14 protein-coding genes are annotated in these 19,132 nt (G+C 61.9%); 9 read left to right on the forward strand and 5 right to left on the reverse strand.

The genetic code is table 11. The features are described from left to right. Nucleotides 1-64 precede the first annotated feature (64 nt). Both xdhC and guaD read left to right on the forward strand, forming a co-directional pair. Nucleotides 65-922, forward strand: a complete 858-nt coding sequence (xdhC, locus tag MKZ87_RS03555) for a xanthine dehydrogenase accessory protein XdhC (protein ID WP_085703542.1) — start codon at nt 65-67, stop codon at nt 920-922. A gap of 13 nt (nt 923-935) precedes the next feature. Then, nucleotides 936-2,240, forward strand: coding sequence for a guanine deaminase (gene guaD / locus MKZ87_RS03560; RefSeq protein ID WP_085700231.1), 1,305 nt, complete (start codon nt 936-938; stop codon nt 2,238-2,240). A gap of 192 nt (nt 2,241-2,432) precedes the next feature. Here the strand turns inward: guaD and MKZ87_RS03565 are convergent, their stop codons facing one another. Further along, nucleotides 2,433-3,197 carry a GntR family transcriptional regulator gene (locus MKZ87_RS03565; protein WP_007952027.1) on the reverse strand — a complete coding sequence of 255 codons (765 nt, stop codon included), beginning with the start codon at nt 3,195-3,197 and terminating at the stop codon, nt 2,433-2,435. A 347-nt stretch (nt 3,198-3,544) separates the two neighbouring features. On the opposite strand from MKZ87_RS03565, the gene MKZ87_RS03570 reads away from it, so the two are divergent. Beyond that, on the forward strand, nt 3,545-4,735 hold the full coding sequence (locus MKZ87_RS03570) for a benzoate/H(+) symporter BenE family transporter (protein ID WP_085700232.1): 1,191 nt from the start codon (nt 3,545-3,547) through the stop codon (nt 4,733-4,735). A 40-nt stretch (nt 4,736-4,775) separates the two neighbouring features. Here MKZ87_RS03570 and MKZ87_RS03575 read toward each other — a convergent pair whose 3' ends face one another. Beyond that, a complete protein-coding gene (locus MKZ87_RS03575) occupies nt 4,776-5,117 on the reverse strand; it encodes a YggL family protein (RefSeq protein ID WP_085700233.1) in 342 nt (113 codons plus the stop codon). Nucleotides 5,118-5,351: 234 nt separating this feature from the next. Here MKZ87_RS03575 and dacB point away from each other — a divergent pair, with 234 nt between their 5' ends. Next, on the forward strand, nt 5,352-6,812 hold the full coding sequence (gene dacB, locus MKZ87_RS03580) for a D-alanyl-D-alanine carboxypeptidase/D-alanyl-D-alanine-endopeptidase (RefSeq protein ID WP_085700234.1): 1,461 nt from the start codon (nt 5,352-5,354) through the stop codon (nt 6,810-6,812). A 195-nt stretch (nt 6,813-7,007) separates the two neighbouring features. Here dacB and MKZ87_RS03585 read toward each other — a convergent pair whose 3' ends face one another. Beyond that, nucleotides 7,008-9,392, reverse strand: coding sequence for a diguanylate cyclase (locus MKZ87_RS03585; protein WP_085703543.1), 2,385 nt, complete (start codon nt 9,390-9,392; stop codon nt 7,008-7,010). 146 nt (nt 9,393-9,538) lie between these two features. Beyond that, complete coding sequence (rlmKL, locus tag MKZ87_RS03590) at nt 9,539-11,809, reverse strand: bifunctional 23S rRNA (guanine(2069)-N(7))-methyltransferase RlmK/23S rRNA (guanine(2445)-N(2))-methyltransferase RlmL (protein ID WP_085700236.1); 2,271 nt, start codon at nt 11,807-11,809, stop codon at nt 9,539-9,541. Between the two features lie 530 nt (nt 11,810-12,339). Here rlmKL and rmf point away from each other — a divergent pair. After that, on the forward strand, nt 12,340-12,555 hold the full coding sequence (gene rmf, locus MKZ87_RS03595) for a ribosome modulation factor (RefSeq protein WP_003223300.1): 216 nt from the start codon (nt 12,340-12,342) through the stop codon (nt 12,553-12,555). A 259-nt stretch (nt 12,556-12,814) separates the two neighbouring features. On the opposite strand, the gene MKZ87_RS03600 is transcribed toward rmf, so the two are convergent. Continuing rightward, a complete protein-coding gene (locus tag MKZ87_RS03600) occupies nt 12,815-13,834 on the reverse strand; it encodes a quinone-dependent dihydroorotate dehydrogenase (RefSeq protein WP_085700237.1) in 1,020 nt (339 codons plus the stop codon). A gap of 222 nt (nt 13,835-14,056) precedes the next feature. On the opposite strand from MKZ87_RS03600, the gene MKZ87_RS03605 reads away from it, so the two are divergent. The 4 genes from MKZ87_RS03605 to MKZ87_RS03620 all read left to right on the forward strand — a co-directional run bounded on the left by MKZ87_RS03605 (nt 14,057) and on the right by MKZ87_RS03620 (nt 19,091). Next, nucleotides 14,057-15,268 (forward strand): CmpA/NrtA family ABC transporter substrate-binding protein, encoded by a 1,212-nt coding sequence (locus MKZ87_RS03605; RefSeq protein WP_085703544.1) that lies wholly within the window; start codon nt 14,057-14,059, stop codon nt 15,266-15,268. A gap of 15 nt (nt 15,269-15,283) precedes the next feature. Continuing rightward, nucleotides 15,284-15,859 carry an ANTAR domain-containing response regulator gene (locus MKZ87_RS03610; protein WP_085703545.1) on the forward strand — a complete coding sequence of 192 codons (576 nt, stop codon included), beginning with the start codon at nt 15,284-15,286 and terminating at the stop codon, nt 15,857-15,859. 342 nt (nt 15,860-16,201) lie between these two features. Beyond that, the gene (locus MKZ87_RS03615) at nt 16,202-17,413 is read left to right on the forward strand and encodes a nitrate/nitrite transporter (protein ID WP_085690197.1); all 1,212 of its coding nucleotides are present in this window, start codon (nt 16,202-16,204) and stop codon (nt 17,411-17,413) included. A 7-nt stretch (nt 17,414-17,420) separates the two neighbouring features. Beyond that, complete coding sequence (locus MKZ87_RS03620; RefSeq protein ID WP_085703546.1) at nt 17,421-19,091, forward strand: bifunctional protein-serine/threonine kinase/phosphatase; 1,671 nt, start codon at nt 17,421-17,423, stop codon at nt 19,089-19,091. The last annotated feature ends 41 nt before the right edge of the window (nt 19,092-19,132 follow it).

A 19,132-nucleotide genomic window follows, 5' to 3' on the forward strand; every position in this document is an offset into this window, starting at 1 on the left:
CCAGTGATGCATTCCCACGCGACGGTTCGACGCCTCGACGTGGGAACGATCTGAGAGGTGAGATATGTACAACTGGATCGACGCCCTCGCCGACCTGCAGAACCAGGGCGAACCCTGTGTTCTGGTGACGATCATCGAAGAGCTCGGCTCGACGCCGCGCAATGCCGGCTCGAAAATGGTCGTCAGCGCCCGCCAGATGTTCGACACCATCGGTGGCGGGCACCTGGAATACAAAGCCATGCAGATCGCTCGCGAGATGCTCGCCAGCGGCAAGCAGGACACCCATCTGGAGCGCTTCAGCCTCGGCGCCAGTCTGGGCCAGTGCTGCGGCGGCGCGACGGTGCTGCTGTTCGAACCGATGGGCCAGGTGCAGGCGCAGATCGCCGTGTTCGGCGCCGGTCATGTCGGTCGCGCACTGGTGCCCTTGCTCGCCAGCCTGCCCTGCCGGGTGCGCTGGATCGACTCCCGGGAGGAGGAATTCCCCGAGCAGATTCCCCACGGCGTGCGCAAAATCGTCGCCGAAGAGCCTGTGGATGAAATCGACGACCTGCCCGCCGGCAGCTACTGCATCGTCATGACCCACAACCATCAGTTGGATCTGGAACTCACCGCAGCGATCCTCAAGCGCAACGATTTCACCTGGTTCGGCCTGATCGGCTCGAAAACCAAACGGGCCAAGTTCGAACATCGCCTGCGTGACCGTGGTTTCGACGCCAGCGTCCTGCAACGCATGCGCTGCCCGATGGGCATCGGTGAAGTCAAAGGCAAGTTGCCTGTAGAAATCGCCATCTCCATCGCCGGCGAAATCATCGCCACCTATAACGCCAATTTCGGCCAGCACACCGCCAGTGCCGAACCGATTGCCAAACTGCTGCCGGTTTCCCGGCGCAGTCAGGCCGCCACACTCAAAGCCTCAAACTGATTAGAGAACCCTCATGCCTCTGACTCGCAAAGCCTACCGCGCCGCCATCCTGCACAGCATCGCCGACCCTGCCGAGGTCGGCATCGAAGCCTCCTACGAGTATTTCGAGGATGGCCTGCTGGTGGTCGATGGCGGCAAGATCAGCGCCCTCGGCCACGCCAGCGAACTGCTGCCGACCCTGCCGGCGGACATCGAGATCACGCATCACAAGGATGCGCTGATCACCCCGGGCTTCATCGACACCCACATCCACCTGCCGCAGACCGGCATGGTCGGCGCCTATGGCGAGCAACTGCTGGACTGGCTGAACACCTACACCTTCCCTTGCGAAAGCCAGTTCGCCGACAAGGCCCACGCCGATGAAGTGGCGGACATCTTCATCAAGGAACTGCTGCGCAACGGCACCACCACCGCGCTGGTGTTCGGCAGCGTGCATCCGCAATCGGTGAACTCGTTCTTCGAAGCGGCAGAGAAGCTGGATCTGCGGATGATCGCCGGCAAGGTGATGATGGACCGCAACGCGCCGGACTACCTGACCGACACCCCGGAATCGAGCTACGTCGACAGCAAGGCGCTGATCGAGCGCTGGCACGGCAAGGGCCGTCTGCACTATGCCGTCACCCCGCGATTCGCCCCGACCAGCACCCCGGAACAGCTGACGCTCGCCGGTCAGTTGCTCAGCGAATACCCGGATCTGTACATGCAGACCCACATCAGCGAAAACCTCAAGGAAGTCGAGTGGGTCAAGGAGCTGTTTCCGGAGCGCAAGGGCTATCTGGACGTCTACGATCACTACCAATTGCTCGGCGAGCGCTCGGTGTTCGCCCACGGCGTGCATCTGTGCGACGACGAATGCGCACGCCTGGCGCAGACCGGTTCGGCGGTCGCGTTCTGCCCGACCTCGAACTTCTTCCTCGGCAGCGGCCTGTTCAACCTGCCGATGGCCGAGAAGCACAAACTGAACGTCGGGCTCGGGACTGACGTCGGCGGCGGCACCAGTTTTTCGTTGCTGCAAACCCTGAACGAAGCCTACAAGGTGATGCAGTTGCAAGGCGCACGCCTGAGCCCGTTCAAGTCGCTGTACCTCGCCACCCTCGGTGGCGCGCGGGCCCTGCGTCTGGAAGACAAGATCGGCAACCTGCAACCGGGCTCCGACGCCGACTTCCTGGTGCTGGACTACAACGCCACGCCGCTGATGAGCTATCGCTTGAAGCAGGCCAACAACATTGCTGAAACGCTGTTCGTGCTGATGACCCTGGGCGATGACCGCACCATAGCTCAGACCTACGCGGCGGGCGCGCTGGTGCACCAGCGCTAACTGATTGCTCGATTGTTCCCACGCTCTGCGTGGGAATGCCTCTGGGGACGCTCCGCGTCCAGTGACGCGGAGCGTCACGGGCTGAATTCCCACGCGGACGGTTCGACGCCTCGACGTGGGAACGATCAGGAGAGCAAAAAAATCCCCCGGCACTTTGCAGTCCGGGGGATTTTTATTGCCTGTCGATTCGCCTCAGAGCTTGACCGCCGGCCGCCCCGGCTTCTTGGTCTGCAACAGGTGCGAGAACACTGCATGCAGATCGTCCGAAGCGCTTTCTTCGTCGAGGTTGAGCTTGCTGTCGATGTGATCCATGTGATGCATCATCAGGTCCACTGCCAGCTCGCCGTTGCGCGCTTCGATGGCGTCGATCAACTGGGTGTGCTCGTCGTAGGAACAGTGCGAACGGTTGCCGCTTTCATATTGGGCGATGATCAGCGACGTTTGCGAAACCAGGCTGCGCTGGAAACTGATCAACGGCGCATTCTTCGCTGCCTCGGCCAGTTTCAGGTGGAATTCACCCGAGAGACGGATGCCGGCGCCGCGATCGCCACGGGAGAAGCTGTCGCGCTCGTCGTTGACCATCTGGCGCAATTCGGCGATCTGCTCGGCGGTGGCGTGTTGCACGGCCAGCTCGGTGATCGCGCGCTCCACCAGACGCCGGGCGAGAAACACCTGACGCGCCTCTTCAACGCTCGGGCTGGCGACGACCGCGCCACGGTTCGGCCGCAACAGCACCACGCCTTCATGGGCCAGACGCGAGAGCGCGCGGCGAATGATGGTGCGGCTGACCCCGAAAATTTCCCCCAGCGCTTCTTCGCTCAACTTTGTGCCGGGCGCCAGGCGCTGTTCGAGGATGGCCTCGAAGATATGCGCATAGACGATGTCGTCCTGGGTTCCGCTGCGGCCGGCTTTGCCTGCTCGCGGTTGTTTCTTGAGGGGTTGCAACTGTTCGTTCATGGGCACTCGAGTCGGGAAGAACGGCGGCGAATTGACCGTGACTGTAATACGGCACAGTGGGTCGCTGGCAAGTATCGCGTAAAAAACAGCGCGATTGTACACAATGGAAGGTGGCAACACGACTGTACGGCTGTTTGTGGCTTTGGCTGTATTGCAACGCTTCGTTACGTTTGAGTTTAGGCTTGATCGCAGAATCCGCGATCCCTGTGGGAGCGAGCTTGCTCGCGATAGCGGTTGGACATTCAACTCCAATGTCGACTGTTCCGCCGTCATCGCGAGCAAGCTCGCTCCCACAAGGGTTTCGCATAGCAGCAAATATCTTCATTGGTACAAGGAATACCGCTGTCATGAACGAAATTACCCACACCCGACTGCGCCCGCTGGCGGACACTTCGCCCTCCGCCATCGTCGCCGGGTTCATCGCGATGATGACCGGCTACACCAGTTCGCTGGTGCTGATGTTCCAGGCAGGGCAAGCGGCGGGCCTGACCAGCGGGCAGATTTCTTCGTGGATCTGGGCGATCTCCATCGGCATGGCGGTGTGTTCGATCGGCCTGTCGCTGCGTTATCGCACGCCGATCACCATCGCCTGGTCGACGCCCGGCGCGGCGCTGTTGATCACCAGCCTTGGCGGCGTGACCTATGGCGAAGCGATTGGCGCCTATATCACCTGCGCGGTGCTGGTGACCATTTGCGGCTTGACCGGCAGCTTCGAACGGCTGGTGAAAAAGATCCCGGCCTCCCTCGCCGCGGCGCTGCTGGCAGGGATTCTGTTCAAGATCGGCAGCGAAATCTTCGTCGCCGCGCAGCACCGCACCGGCCTGGTGCTGGGGATGTTCTTCACTTATCTGATCGTCAAACGCCTGTCGCCCCGTTATGCGGTGCTCGCTGCGCTGCTGATCGGCACCGCGCTGTCGGGCGTCATGGGGTTGCTGGACTTCAGCGGTTTTCACCTGGAGGTGGCGACACCGGTCTGGACCACGCCGCATTTTTCCCTGGCCGCGACCATCAGCATCGGCATCCCGCTGTTTGTGGTAGCGATGACCTCGCAAAACATGCCCGGCATCGCCGTATTGCGGGCCGATGGCTACAACGTTCCGGCCTCGCCGCTGATCACCGCCACCGGCATCGCGTCGCTGTTGCTGGCGCCGTTCGGTTCCCACGGCATCAACCTCGCAGCGATTAGCGCGGCGATCTGCACCGGGCCGCATGCCCATGAGGATCGCAACAAACGCTACACGGCAGCCGTGTGGTGCGGGATTTTCTACGGGATTGCCGGGGTGTTCGGCGCCACATTGGCGGCACTGTTTGCCGCACTGCCCAAGGAGCTGGTGCTGTCGATTGCCGCTTTGGCCCTGTTCGGCTCGATCATCAACGGCTTGAGCATCGCCATGACCGAAGTGAAGGAGCGGGAAGCGGCGCTGATCACCTTCATGGTCACGGCGTCGGGGCTGACGCTGTTTTCCATCGGTTCGGCCTTCTGGGGGATTGTCGCGGGGGTGTTGACCTTGCTGATCCTCAACTGGCGAAAGGCATAAAAAAACGGCGACCTTCGGGTCGCCGTTCTTCATTTCGGAATCAAGCCTTGTTGATCGGCTTTTCCGGATACCAGACGTCCAGCAGCGGGCTGATTTCAGTCTTGGTCAGCTCGGTGCGGGTTTTCAGCCAGGCTTCCACGGCAGCGCGCTGCTCTTCGGAAACCGAACCACGCTTCTGCAGGCAAACCAGACCGAAGCCTTCGCCGCCGACATAGCCCAGACCATTGGCGTCCATGGCTTCTTTGATGAAGGCTTCGAGGAAAGCATCAATGGCTTCTTCGGACAGATCTTCTTTGAAGTCCAGGTTCAGTTCGAAACCCAGCTCTTGAAATTCATCGACGCACAGTTTTTTGCGCAGACGCTGGGAACGGTTAGTCGCCATTGGAACAATCCTCTTAAGTAATAACGGCCGGCACTTTACCAGTTTAAGGCGGCGATTGCCCGCCTATCCGGGACGTGCGTACGACCGCCTGTAAAAAAATAACGAATTGACGCCCTTGCGAAAGGCACAAGCTGTTACACCTTGGGGCATAATGCCGACACTTTCATGACCACTGAGGGCCTTTTCATCCATGTCCTCGTCTTTTTTCCCCTCGGCTGTAGGGTTTTATTTCATATGATCAAATCGTTGCGTCCTCTGCTCCTGGCCGGCCTTCTTCTCCCCTTGGCCCTGCCCGTCTCCGCTGCCACCATCAACACCGCCCTGACCCCCAACGTCGAAAAAGCCCTCAAGGCCAGCAAGCTGCAGCCCACTGCCCTGTCGCTGGTGATGGTGCCGCTGGACGGTCCGGGCACGCCGACCGTGTACAACGCCGACGTGTCGGTCAACCCGGCCTCGACCATGAAGCTGGTCACCACTTACGCGGCGCTGGAAATGCTCGGCCCCAACCACCAGTGGAAAACCGAGTTCTACACCGACGGCGACCTTAACGGCGGGATTCTCAACGGCAACCTCTACCTCAAGGGTGGTGGCGATCCGAAACTGAACATGGAAAAACTCTGGCTGCTGATGCGCGACCTGCGCGCCAACGGCGTGACTCAGGTCACCGGTGATCTGGTACTGGATCGCAGCTTCTTTGTGCAGCCGCAACTGCCGGAATTCAACGATGACGGCAACGACGAGAACAAGCCGTTTCTGGTCAAGCCGGATTCGCTGCTGGTCAACCTCAAGGCCCTGCGTTTCGTGGCCCGCAATGACAATGGCCGGGTGTTGATCTCGGTCGAGCCGCCGATTGCCAGCATCAATATCCAAAACACCGTCAAGGCACTCAATTCCAAACAATGCACCGGCGGCGTGCGCTACAACCCGGTGCCGCAGGCCGATGGCAGCGTGACAGTGACCGTGGCCGGCCAATTGGGCGAAGGCTGCAGCTCGCAGACTTATCTGTCGCTGCTCGACCACGCAACCTACACCGCCGGCGCCGTGCGGGCGATCTGGAAGGAACTGGGCGGCAGCATCCAGGGCAAGGATCGTCTGGCCCCGACCCCGAGCAGCGCCAAAGTGCTGGCCCGGGCGTTCTCGCCGGATCTGGCGGAAATCATCCGCGACATCAACAAATACAGTAACAACACCATGGCTCAGCAACTGTTCCTGAGCCTGGGCCAGAGATTCCGCAACGACGCCGATGGCGATGACGCCAAGGCTGCGCAACGCGTGGTCCGTCAGTGGCTGGCGAAGAAAGGCATCACCGCGCCGCACCTGGTGATGGAGAACGGCTCCGGTCTGTCGCGTTCCGAGCGAGTCAGCGCCCGGGAAATGGCCAACATGCTGCAAGCGGCCTGGCACAGCCCATATGCTGCCGAATACATCAGCTCGCTGCCGATTGCCGGCACCGACGGCACCATGCGCAAACGCCTGAAGACCACCGCGATGCGCGGCGAAGCCCACGTCAAGACCGGTACCCTGAACACCGTACGGGCGATTGCCGGCTTCAGCCGCGACGTCAACGGCAACACCTGGGCGGTGGTGGCGATCCTCAACGACAAGGCCCCGTTCGGCGCCTCGTCGGTGCTGGATCAGGTGCTGCTGGATCTGTATAAACAGCCGCGGACGCCGCAGACCGCTTCGGTTTTGTAACCCTGTAAATGATTGCTCCCACGCTCTGCGTGGGAACAATCATCACAGCCGAAACTGCCGCCCCCCCCCAAAAAACCTGATTGTTCCCACGCTCCGCGTGGGAATACAGCCCGTGACGCTCTGCGTCACTGGACGCGGAGCGTCCCCGGAGGCATTCCCACGCAGAGCGTGGGAACGATCAGGTGGCAGAGGGGCTCAGTTCATCTGCCGCTCGACCCGATCCCGTCCGCCCTGCTTCGCCGCGTACACCCCGGAATCCGCCCGTAGCAACAGCGCGTCCGCGCCCTCTCCCGGTCGCCAGCTGGCAATCCCGAAACTGGCCGTCACCACCCCCACCACGTCGATCGGCGCACTGCGCAGGCTGTGCCATAACTCTTCGGCCAGCATGAGGGCGTGATCACCGTCGATGTCCGGGCACAGCACCATGAACTCCTCGCCGCCCAACCGGCAGAACACGTCGGTACGCCGCAGACGATGGCCGATGCGCTCGCAGACCGCCTGCAACACGCGGTCGCCCACCGCATGACCGTACTGATCGTTGATCCGTTTGAAGTGGTCGATGTCGAGCATGATCACCGACAACTCACCACCGCCACGCTCTACACGCGCCATTTCGGTGGTCAGGCGCTCCTGGAAATAGCGCCGGTTGTGAATCCCGGTCAGAGCGTCGGTCACCGACAATGCACGCAACTCTTCTTCGACGCGCTTCAGATCGGAGATGTCGGAAATGTAACCGTGCCACAGCACGCCGCCGCCCGGCAGTTCCTCCGGGGTCGCCTCGCCACGAACCCAGCGCAGGCCGCGTTCGGGCAACTGCACGCGGTATTCCTCGCGCCACGGACTGAGGTTGTCCGCCGAGGCGCGGATCGACTTGCGCACACGACTGACGTCCTGCGGATGGATGCGGGTGAAGATCGCTTCGGCGTTGAGCAGCAGCACGTCCGGCTCCAGCTCGTAGATTTCGCGAATCCCGTCGCTGGCGTAGATCACACTGAAGCGCCCGTCGAACTCCATTTTGAATTGATAGATCCCGCCGGGAACGTGGGCGCTGAGCTTCTTCAACAGCACGTCCCGTGCGGCCAGCGCTTCGTGCACGCGCTTGCGCTCGGTGATGTCGATGCAGATCGCCAGGTGTCCGACCCACAGCCCCTGCTCGTCCAGCACCGGTGTGGCAAGCATGTTCACCGGCAGGTGGCTGCCATCCTTGCGTACCAGCGTCCACTCCCGCGCTTCGTGCCCGCCGACTTCGCCGCCCTCCACCAGCATCGCCTGACAGGTCGGAATGACCTTGCCATAACGGGTGCTGAGCTCCGCCGCACGAGCCACCAGTTCCCGGGGAAAGTGCAGGTTTTCCAGGGTCATGTGGCCGACCACTTCGTTGCTGTGATAACCGAGCATCTGCTCGGCGCCGGGGTTGAAGGTGTTGATCACGCCGCGCAGATCGGTGGCGATGATTGCAACCTGGGTTGCCGCGTTCAGCACCCCGCGCAGCTGGCCGTGAGTGCCGCGCAGTTCCTGTTCACGCTCATGCAGTTCCTGAGTGCGCAACTCGACCATGCGCAACGCGCGCTGGCGCTGACTGACCAGCACATAAAGCAGCGCGCTCAGCAGGAGACTGAGCAATCCGCCCAGCACCACCACGCTGCCAACCGACGAATGGTTGGCCTGCATGAACGCTTCGCTGGGAAGAATATCCACCTGATAGTCGTGATCGGCCATGCGCACCAGCCGGGTGGCGGACAGATCGCTTGGCGCCGGTTCATTGGTCGACTCGAACAACACTTCATGTTGATCGCTGTTGGACAGATCGAGAATGCGCACTGACAGATAGTCATTGAGTGCGTCCGGCAAGCCGTCCGCCAGCAGTTGACGCATGCTGATCACTGCCATCACATAACCGAAAGAGACGTTTTCGCCCTGACGAACCACTGGCGCGACCAGCAGGACGCCGCGTGCATAAGCCGGCTCGATAGACACCAGATGCATCGGCTGCGACACCGCCAGACCGTGGAGCTGGTCAGCCCGTTCAAGGGTCGATCGGCGCAACGGTTGCGCCAGCAAGTCATACCCCAGCGGCGAGCCGAGCCGACTCTGGGTCTGGCTGTACACCACCACGACGTATTCATCGCGAGCCGCGGCCAGTTGCAGTTCGCCGCGTGCATTGAGTTCGCGCACGCTGAAGGTGGTCAGGCCCTCGTCTCGCACCTGTTTCTCGAACGCTGCACGCTCGGCGCCGCTCACCCGCAAGGCGAACGAATAGGCCTGGGTGCGCAGTAATAAAGGTCGGGTGTAGCCGTCGAATTCGGCGCGGGACACCGATTCGGAGTTGGCGAAGAACCGTCGCAGGCCATCGAGGCGTTGCTCCTGATCCTGAAAGCGTTCTTCGATGCGGCTGTAGCGCTCGTTGGCCAGTAGCTGAAAGCGTTGGCGCAACTGGCTGTGAAACTGATTGAGGGTGCCCCAGGCGAGCAGCCCCGTGAGAATCCCGCCGGCGAGCAATACCAGCAGCGCGACCAGCCAGGCCGAGACTTCTTCGCTGATAAAACCCAATATCTTCGGGCGCACGGGGTGCAACGACATAAAAGCCACTCACTACGTCAGCATCTGCGGGAAAAACCCCATCGGCCGTGTGTGAGTTATAGCTATTAGCCACTAATTTGGCTAGCTCTGGACGGATCCAAGAGCCTTTAAAAATCAAGGCTCTGTGGATCCAATTTTGCAGAGTGTCAACGAGCCGTGATTTTCCAGGCGCGATGGATCTTGCCGTTGCGGGCGAAATCCGGGTCGATGGTGCTGGCGGTGATTTCCTCGACCGCGTAACGCTCGGCCAGGTTGTCCTCGAGCTGGAACTTGCGGAAGTTGTTGGAGAAGTACAACACCCCGCCCGCTGCCAGGCGCGCCATGGCCAGGTCGATCAACTGCACCTGGTCACGCTGTACGTCGAAGATGCCTTCCATGCGCTTGGAGTTGGAGAAGGTCGGCGGATCGATGAAGATCAGGTCGTACTCTTCGCGGCAGTTTTCCAGCCACGCCATCACATCGCCCTGCTCCAGACGGTTCTTGTCGGAGAAGCCGTTGAGCGACAGGTTGCGACGCGCCCAGTCGAGGTAGGTTTTCGACAGGTCGACGCTGGTGGTGCTGCGCGCGCCGCCCTTGGCCGCGTGTACGCTGGCGGTCGCGGTGTAGCAGAACAGGTTGAGGAAGCGCTTGCCGGCGGCCTCTTTCTGGATCCGCATGCGCATCGGCCGGTGATCGAGGAACAGTCCGGTGTCGAGGTAATCGGTGAGGTTGACCAGCAACTTCACGCCGCCCTCGGTCACTTCATTGAACTTGCCCTGGGCCGCCTGACGCTCGTACTGCCTGGTGCCGCTCTGACGCTCGCGGCGCTTGACCACCACGCGGCTCTTGTCGATGTTCAGCGCCTGAGGGATGGCCGCCAACGCATCGAACATGCGGATCGAGGCCTTTTCCGGGTCGATCGACTTCGGCGCGGCGTACTCCTGAACGTGCACCCAGTCGTGGTACAGGTCGATGGCCATCGCGTATTCCGGCATGTCCGCATCGTAGACGCGGTAGCAATCGATGCCTTCGCGCTTGACCCACTTGCCCAACGCCTTGAGGTTCTTTTGCAGGCGATTGGCAAACATCTGCCCGCCTTCGCTCAGGCGCGGCTGCTCGATCACTGGCGCGGGGGCCGGCGTCGGTTTGATCGGATTGCCGTTCTTGTTGAACTTGCGCTCTTGCGGCTCGTTCGGCGTCTGGTCGTAAGCGGCTTGCTCGCGCTCGGCCTGGCGTTGCTCCGGAGTACGGCGCTCGCCGGTGACGAACTGATCCGGCAGGACTTTGATCAACAGCAGCTTGCACGGCAGTGCGCCGTTCCAGAACGAATACTGTTTGTGGCTGCGGATGCCCATGCGCTTGCCAAGGTCCGGTGCGCCGGTGAACACCGCCGCCTCCCAGTTCAGGCAGGCCTGACGCAGACGCTCGCCAAGGTTCTGGTAGAGGTACAACAGGCTGGCTTCATCACCCAGACGCTCACCGTACGGCGGGTTGCAGATGACCAGACCTTTCTGGTTCTGGTCCGGACGCGGTTCGAAGGTCGCGACTTCGCCCTGATAGATCTTGATCCACTCGCTCAGGCCGGCGCGCTCGACGTTGTTGCGGCCTGGCTGAATCAGCCGTGGGTCGGCTTCATAACCACGGATCCACAGCGGTGGTTTGGCCAGACCGGCGGCGGCGCGCTCGACGGCTTCTTCGTGGAGCTTTTTCCACAGCGCCGGTACGTGACCGAGCCAGGCGGTGAAGCCCCATTGCTCGCGACGCAGGTTCGGCGCCATATCGGCGGCGATCATGCCGGCTTCGACCAGGAACGTGCCGACACCGCACATCGGGTCAGCCAGCGCGCCACCTTCGGCGGCAATGCGCGGCCAGCCGGAACGGATCAGGATCGCGGCCGCGAGGTTTTCCTTCAGCGGCGCAGCGCCCTGCTGCAAGCGGTAGCCGCGCTGGTGCAGGCTGTGGCCGGAAAGGTCGAGGGACAGAATCGCTTCGCCGCGATCCAGACGCAGGTGAATGCGCAGGTCCGGGTTGAGCTTGTCGATGCTTGGTCGGTCGCCCTGCGGGGTGCGCAGTTTGTCGACGATGGCGTCCTTGACCTTCAGGGCGCCGAAGTGAGTGTTGTCGATGCCTGAACCGTGGCCGCTGAATTCCACGGCCAGGGTGCCGTCGGCCAGCATGTGATCCTGCCAGTCGAGGTCGAGTACGCCGTGGTACAGGTCTTCGGCGTTTTTCATCGGGAAACGCTTGAGCACCAGCAGCACCCGGTTGGCCAGACGCGACCAGAGGCACAGACGATAAGCGGTTTCCATGGTCGCCATGCCACGCACGGCGGAGGTGTGTTCGCGGGCCTCTTCAAGGCCAAGCCCGACGGCTTCCTCGATGAGCAGGCCTTCAAGGCCTTTGGGGCAAGTGAGGAAGAGTTCGAAACGGTCGGACATGGTTTTTTCACAGCCTTTGGCTAATGAACCGGCAACGCATTGCCGGTCCGGTTTTCAATCAGGCGCTTTTCTACAAGAACGCCCGCGTGGCACGAAGGTGTGCCGTTCCATCCCCGCTGCTCGGGTTAAAAGAGCTTAGATGCCGGGACAGATAAAGAAGTTGAAGCAACAAAATGACTCAAAGCAACCCTTCGTCGAATAGTAACCCAGCGTAAACGTGGGTCATTCTCACTAAAGGATTAACCTCATCATCCAGCGCGGGGCCGATCATACCGGGGTTTGGCCAATAAACACTGGATAAATACGCGGTTACTTATGGCCATAGCATCTTTTTCGTTACGTCCTTATGACAAAACGGTCATTCCATCGATGTGACTCATTGGTTAGAACTGCACACAGGTTGACGTCGCAACGGCGTCAACACCTTGGCTCGCCACGCCGGCAGCGAGCCGCCAACGGCAGAGTTTTTCTGCCAGACCTCAATTGAGGTCGACGCGACAAAAACAGTCAACAAGTGAGGGAAACACCCTATGAGAAGACTTAAGCGTGATCCGTTGGAAAGAGCTTTTTTGCGCGGATATCAATATGGCGTTGGTGGCAAATCCCGTGAGCTTTGCCCATTTACTCTACCGTCGGTACGTCAAGCCTGGATCAACGGCTGGCGAGAAGGACGCGGCGACAACTGGGACGGTATGACCGGCACTGCGGGAATCCACAGACTCAACGAACTTCACGCCGTCGGCTGACACAGGGCACTTATTGCGACACGACAATCTGATTTCGTAAAAACCTGATCACCATGCACGTCCTTCCCGGACGGCGGGCCACGGCCCAGGGGCTCCTTCGAGGAGCCCTTTTTTATGCCTGCCACATTATTTATGCCATACACAAAACCTGTGGGAGCGACGGTGCGACGACTCGACTTGCTCGCGATGGCGGTGCATCAGTCACACGAAATGTTGACTGAACGGACGCCATCGCGAGCAAGCTCGCTCTCACAAAGGATCAGCGTTTGGCGGCGATGGCGTCCACCGATTCGCGGATCAGCGCCGGGCCCTTGTAAATGAAGCCGGAATAAATCTGCACCAGGCTCGCGCCGGCAGCGATCTTCTCGGCCGCATGCTTGCCTTCGGTGATGCCGCCCGCCGCGATGATCGGCAGCTTGCCGCCCAGCTCGGACGCCAGCACCTTCACGGTGTGGGTGCTCTTCTCACGCACCGGAGCGCCGGACAGACCGCCCGCCTCGTCACCGTGTTCCATGCCTTCGACACCCACGCGGCTGAGGGTGGTGTTGGTGGCGATCACCGCGTCCATCCCGGTTTCGATCAACGCCTGGGCGACTTGCGCGGTTTCTTCGTCGGTCATGTCCGGCGCGATCTTGATCGCCAGCGGTACATGTTTGCCGTGGCGCAGGGCCAGTTCGGCGCGGCGGGTGGCCAGGTCTGCCAGCAATTGCTTGAGCGAATCGCCGAATTGCAGGCTGCGCAGGCCCGGAGTGTTCGGCGAACTGACGTTGACCGTGACGTAACTGGCGTGGGCGTAGACCTTGTCCAGGCAGATCAGATAGTCCTCAACCGCGCGCTCGACCGGGGTGTCGAAGTTCTTGCCGATGTTGATCCCCAGCACGCCCTTGTATTTGGCCGCCGCCACCCGCGCCAGCAGGTTATCCACACCGAGGTTGTTGAAACCCATGCGATTGATGATCGCCTCGGCTTCCGGCAGGCGGAAAATCCGTGGTTTCGGGTTGCCCGGCTGCGGGCGCGGGGTCACGGTGCCGATTTCGACAAAACCGAAACCCAGCTGCGCGAAGCCGTCGATGGCCGCGCCGTTCTTGTCCAGACCGGCCGCCAGACCGACAGGGTTCGGGAATTGCAGGCCCATGACATTCACCGGCAGCGACGCCGGAGCCTTGCACAGCAAGCCGTTGAGGCCCAAACGCCCGCCCGCGCCGATCAGATCCAGCGACAGATCGTGGGAGGTTTCCGGGGAAAGTTTGAACAACAGCTGACGGGCCAGGGTGTACATGGGCGGCTATGACTCGGGCGGCGAAAAGAGGCGGCGATTATAGCCGGGCATCGCCCCAGCGCGCGAGGCGCACGGGTAAATCCGTGCGCATGGCATATGCCTTGCACCTTCCCCGGCATCAGCCCGCAGGCCAATGGTGGCGTGCAGGCAAGGACAATGGCGTCGTCTCTCGGTTTTGCGCGGGCAAAGCCTGGGACGACGTTTTTTTTGAGGGTAGCTTTTATGACTCTAACCTCCGCCGGGCCGCTGGCCTGGGTCAACGGCAGCGATGCCCCGGAAAAAAGCGCGATCAACCTCGGCTTCATGGCCTTGAGCGACTGCGCCTCGCTGGTGGTCGCCGCCACCCAGGGCTTTGCCCAGCCTTACGGCCTGACCCTGAACCTCAAGCGCCAAAGCTCCTGGGCCAACCTGCGGGACAACCTGGTCAGCGGCGAACTCGATGCCGCCCACAGCCTCTACGGCCTGATCTACGCGGTGCACCTGGGCATCGGCGGTGTCGCGCCGACCGACATGGCGGTGCTGATGGGCCTGAACCAGAACGGTCAGAGCCTCAACCTGTCCCACGGTTTGCAGGGCCTGGGCGTGACCGGTCCTGAAGCACTGCACCGGCATGTGCACCAAACCCGCGCAAAACTGACCTTCGCCCAGACCTTCCCGACCGGCACCCATGCCATGTGGCTTTATTACTGGCTGGCGAGCCAGGGCATTCATCCGTTGCAGGATGTCGACAGCGTGGTCGTGCCGCCGCCGCAAATGGTCGCGCACTTGCAAGCCGGACGCATTGATGGCTTCTGCGTCGGCGAGCCGTGGGCGGCCAGCGCCGTACAGCAGGATCTCGGCTTCACATTGGCGACAAGCCAGACCATCTGGCCCGATCACCCGGAGAAAGTCCTTGGCTGCACCCGCGCCTTCGTCGACCAATATCCCAACACCGCCCGCGCGCTGGTGATGGCGATCCTCGAGGCCAGCCGCTTCATCGAAGAAAGCCCGGAAAACCGCCGCAGCACCGCCCAGTTGCTGAGCGCGGCAGAATACCTCGACGCCCCGCTGTCCTGCATCGAACCGCGCTTTCTCGGCGACTACGACGATGGCCTCGGTCATCGCTGGCAGGATCCGCACGCGCTGCGTTTTCATGGCGATGGCGCGGTGAATCTGCCGTACCTGTCAGATGGGATGTGGTTCATGACCCAGTTCCGCCGCTGGGGTTTGCTGCGCGATGACCCGGACTACCTCGCCGTCGCCCGTCAGGTGCAACAACTGGAGATCTATCGCGACGCGGCGACTGCCATGGGCGTCGCGGCCTGGGGCAAGGACATGCGCAGCAGCCAGTTGATCGACGGCAAAATCTGGGACGGCAGCGACCCGGCCGCCTATGCCCGAAGCTTCAAGCTGCACGCGCTGAGCGACAGCGCGCCCCTTCTCGCCCAGCGCTGACAGGAGACCGCGAACATGCTGCGCATTCTGCTGATCAACGACACCGCGAAAAAAGTCGGACGCCTGAAAGCCGCGCTGACCGAGGCCGGTTTCGAGGTGATCGACGAGTCGGGTCTGACCATCGACCTGCCGGCGCGCGTCGAAACGGTGCGTCCGGACGTAATCCTGATCGATACCGAGTCACCGAGCCGCGATGTAATGGAGCAAGTGGTGCTGGTCAGCCGCGATCAGCCCCGGCCGATCGTGATGTTCACCGACGAACATGATCCTGGCGTGATGCGTCAGGCGATCAAGTCCGGGGTCAGTGCCTACATTGTTGAAGGCATTCACGCACAACGCTTGCAGCCGATTCTCGATGTGGCCATGGCCCGCTTCGAAAGCGATCAGGCCTTGCGCGCCCAGCTACAGGCCCGCGACCAGCAACTGGCCGAGCGCAAGCGCATCGAACTGGCCAAGGGGTTGCTGATGAGAATGAAGGACTGCAACGAAGAAGAGGCCTACACCCTGATGCGCCGCCAGGCCATGAGTCGTCAGCAGAAACTGATTCAGGTCGCTGAACAGATCATTGCCATGAGCGAGTTGCTGGGCTGAAGTGCTCCCCCACATTGATCGTTCCCACGCTCCGCGTGGGAATGCAGCCATGGACGCTCCGCGTCCGCTTCTGAACGTGACGGATGCGTTTGCACGCAAAGCGTGGAAACAAGCCACACCGATCTGGCACAAATCTCGCTAAGCATTACGCACAGGTAACCAACGGCGGTTGCCCCACCCACGACAAAGACGTCGCTCACCTTCTTCGCCCCCTTCGGCGATCCGGGTAGCGGCGTTTTTGCGTTTTGGCCCCACAGCCCGGGGCCGGTGGTGCGGCCGTGGCGGCGCCCCACTGTGCTGGTTCTGACTCCTTCTCGAGATTCTCTACAGCTGAGGTGCGCGATGAATAAAAGCTTCTGGAAATCCGGCCACACCCCGACTCTGTTCGCGGCCTTCCTGTATTTCGACCTGAGCTTCATGGTCTGGTACTTGCTCGGCCCGCTGGCGGTGCAGATTGCCGCCGACCTGCATCTGACTACCCAACAGCGCGGGCTCGTGGTGGCGACGCCGATTCTGGCCGGCGCGGTGCTGCGCTTTGCGATGGGCATGCTCGCCGATCGCCTGTCGCCGAAAACCGCCGGGCTGATCGGCCAGGTGATCGTGATCTGCGCGCTGCTCGGCGCCTGGAAACTCGGCATCCACAGTTATGAACAGGCTTTGCTGCTTGGCCTGTTCCTCGGCATGGCCGGCGCCTCGTTCGCTGTGGCCCTGCCGCTGGCCTCGCAGTGGTATCCCCCGGAGCATCAAGGCAAGGCGATGGGCATCGCCGGGGCGGGCAATTCCGGCACCGTGTTCGCGGCGTTGATTGCCCCGGTTTTGGCGGCGGCGTTCGGCTGGAGCAATGTGTTCGGTTTCGCCCTGATTCCGCTGATCCTGACCCTGGTGCTGTTCGCCTGGCTGGCGAAGAACGCGCCCGAGCGGCCGAAAGCCAAATCCATGGCCGACTATTTCAAGGCCCTGGGTGATCGCGACAGCTGGTGGTTCATGTTTTTTTACAGCGTCACCTTCGGCGGCTTCATCGGCCTGGCCAGCGCCCTGCCCGGCTACTTCAACGATCAATACGGCCTGAGCCCGGTGACCGCCGGTTACTACACCGCCGCCTGCGTGTTCGGTGGCAGCCTGATGCGTCCACTGGGCGGCGCGCTGGCTGACCGTTTCGGTGGCATCCGCACCCTCTTGGCGATGTACACGGTTGCAGCGGTTTGTATAGCAGCGGTCGGCTTCAACCTGCCAAGTTCCTACGCGGCGCTGGCACTTTTCGTCTGCACCATGCTCGGCCTCGGCGCAGGTAATGGCGCGGTTTTTCAACTGGTGCCGCAGCGTTTCCGTCGCGAAATCGGCGTGATGACCGGGCTGATCGGCATGGCCGGTGGCATCGGCGGGTTTGCCCTGGCGGCAGGCATGGGCGCGATCAAACAGAGCACCGGCAGCTATCAACTGGCGCTGTGGTTGTTCGCCAGCCTTGGCGTATTGGCGTGGTTCGGTCTGCACGGTGTCAAACGTCGCTGGCGAACCACTTGGGGTTCGGCGGCCGTGACCGCTGCCCGGGTCTGAGGCCCGAATGGCTCTGCAACTGAGTTTCGCCGAAGCCAGCGCCACCGGACCACGCGCGGAAAACCAGGACGCCTTGCGCCTGGTCACGCCGGCCCCGGCGCTGGCTGCGAGCAAAGGTTTTCTGTTCGCCATCGCCGACGGCGTCAGCCAGTGCGCCGATGGCGGGCTGGCCGCGCGCTCGACTTTGCAGGCACTGGCGCTGGATTACTACGCCACCCCGGAAACCTGGAGCGTGGCCCAGGCCCTCGATCGTCTGTTGCTCGCACAAAACCGCTGGTTGCAGGCCAACGGTGGCGGTCAGCCGCTGCTCACCACGATCAGTGCACTGGTCCTGCGTGGCCGGCGGTTTACCCTGGCGCACGTCGGTGATTGCCGGGTCTATCGCTGGCACGCCGAGACCTTGCAGCGGATCAGCGAGGATCACGTCTGGGATCAGCCGGGCATGCAGCACGTGCTCAAGCGCGCACTGGGACTGGATCAGCATCTGGTGCTGGATTTTCTCGACGGCGAACTGCGTGACGGCGAATGTTTCGTGCTGCTCAGTGATGGCGTGTGGGCAGCGCTCGGCGACACCGCTATCGCCGCAATTTTGCGCGATCAGCCGGACCTGCACAGCGCTGCGCAAACACTGGTCAACGCTGCGCACCTGGCCGGCAGTCAGGACAACGCCAGTGCGCTGTTGGTGCGGGTAGATGCCGTCGGGGAGGCCAGCCTTGGCGATGCGCTGGTTCATTTGCAGCAGTGGCCTCTGCCCCCGCAGTTGAAACCGGGTCAGGTTTTTGAAGGCTGGCGGGTTCAAGAGGTTATAGGGCGCAGCCAACAATCGTTGCTGTATCGAGTGCTCGATGGTCAGGGCCAGACCTGGCTGTTGAAAACTTTGCCCGCACAATGGGCGGACGATGCCCAGGCCGGCCAGGCCTTGCTGACGGAAGAATGGTTTCTCAAACGCGTCGCCGGGCGGCATTTTCCTGAAGTCCATAGCGCCGGACAGCGTCAGCATTTGTACTACGTGATGCGTGAATATTCGGGGACAACCCTGGCGCAGTTGTTTGAACAACGCGGCCCGCTGCCACTGGCTCAATGGCAGGATCTGGCCGAACGTCTGCTGCGGGCAGTCGGCCTGTTGCATCGACGGCAGATCCTGCACCGCGACATCAAACCGGAAAACCTGCATCTGGGGGACGACGGCGAGCTGCGCCTGCTGGATTTCGGCCTGGCGTATTGCCCCGGCCTGTCGCAGGACGCACCGTCGACCTTGCCCGGAACCCCGAGCTACATCGCGCCGGAAGCCTTTCAAGGCGTAGCACCCAGCGCGCAACAGGATCTGTATGCGGTGGGCGTGACCTTGTATTTCCTGCTCACCGGGCACTTTCCCTATGGCGAGATCGAAGCCTTCCAGCGCCCGCGTTTCGGGGTGCCGGTGAGTGCCGGGCGATATCGCCCGGATCTGCCGGAGTGGCTGGCGCAGTGTCTGGAGCGCGGTGTGGCGGCCGATCCCTTGCAACGCTATGAAACCGCCGAGGAATGGCTGCTGACTCTGGAGCAAGGTGAGCGCCGCAGCCTGAACGTACGCCCTCGCCCCTTGCTGGAACGCGAGCCGCTGAAGGTCTGGCGGACTTTGGCGTTGCTGGCGTTGCTGGGCAATCTGGTGCTGCTGTTTCTGTTGTTTCATGGCTGATGCGGCGCTCCATAAACGGGCGTGCCGCTTCCATTCAGTGC

This window comes from Pseudomonas sp. MCal1 (assembly GCF_026341415.1).
In the GTDB taxonomy this organism is placed as follows: domain Bacteria; phylum Pseudomonadota; class Gammaproteobacteria; order Pseudomonadales; family Pseudomonadaceae; genus Aquipseudomonas.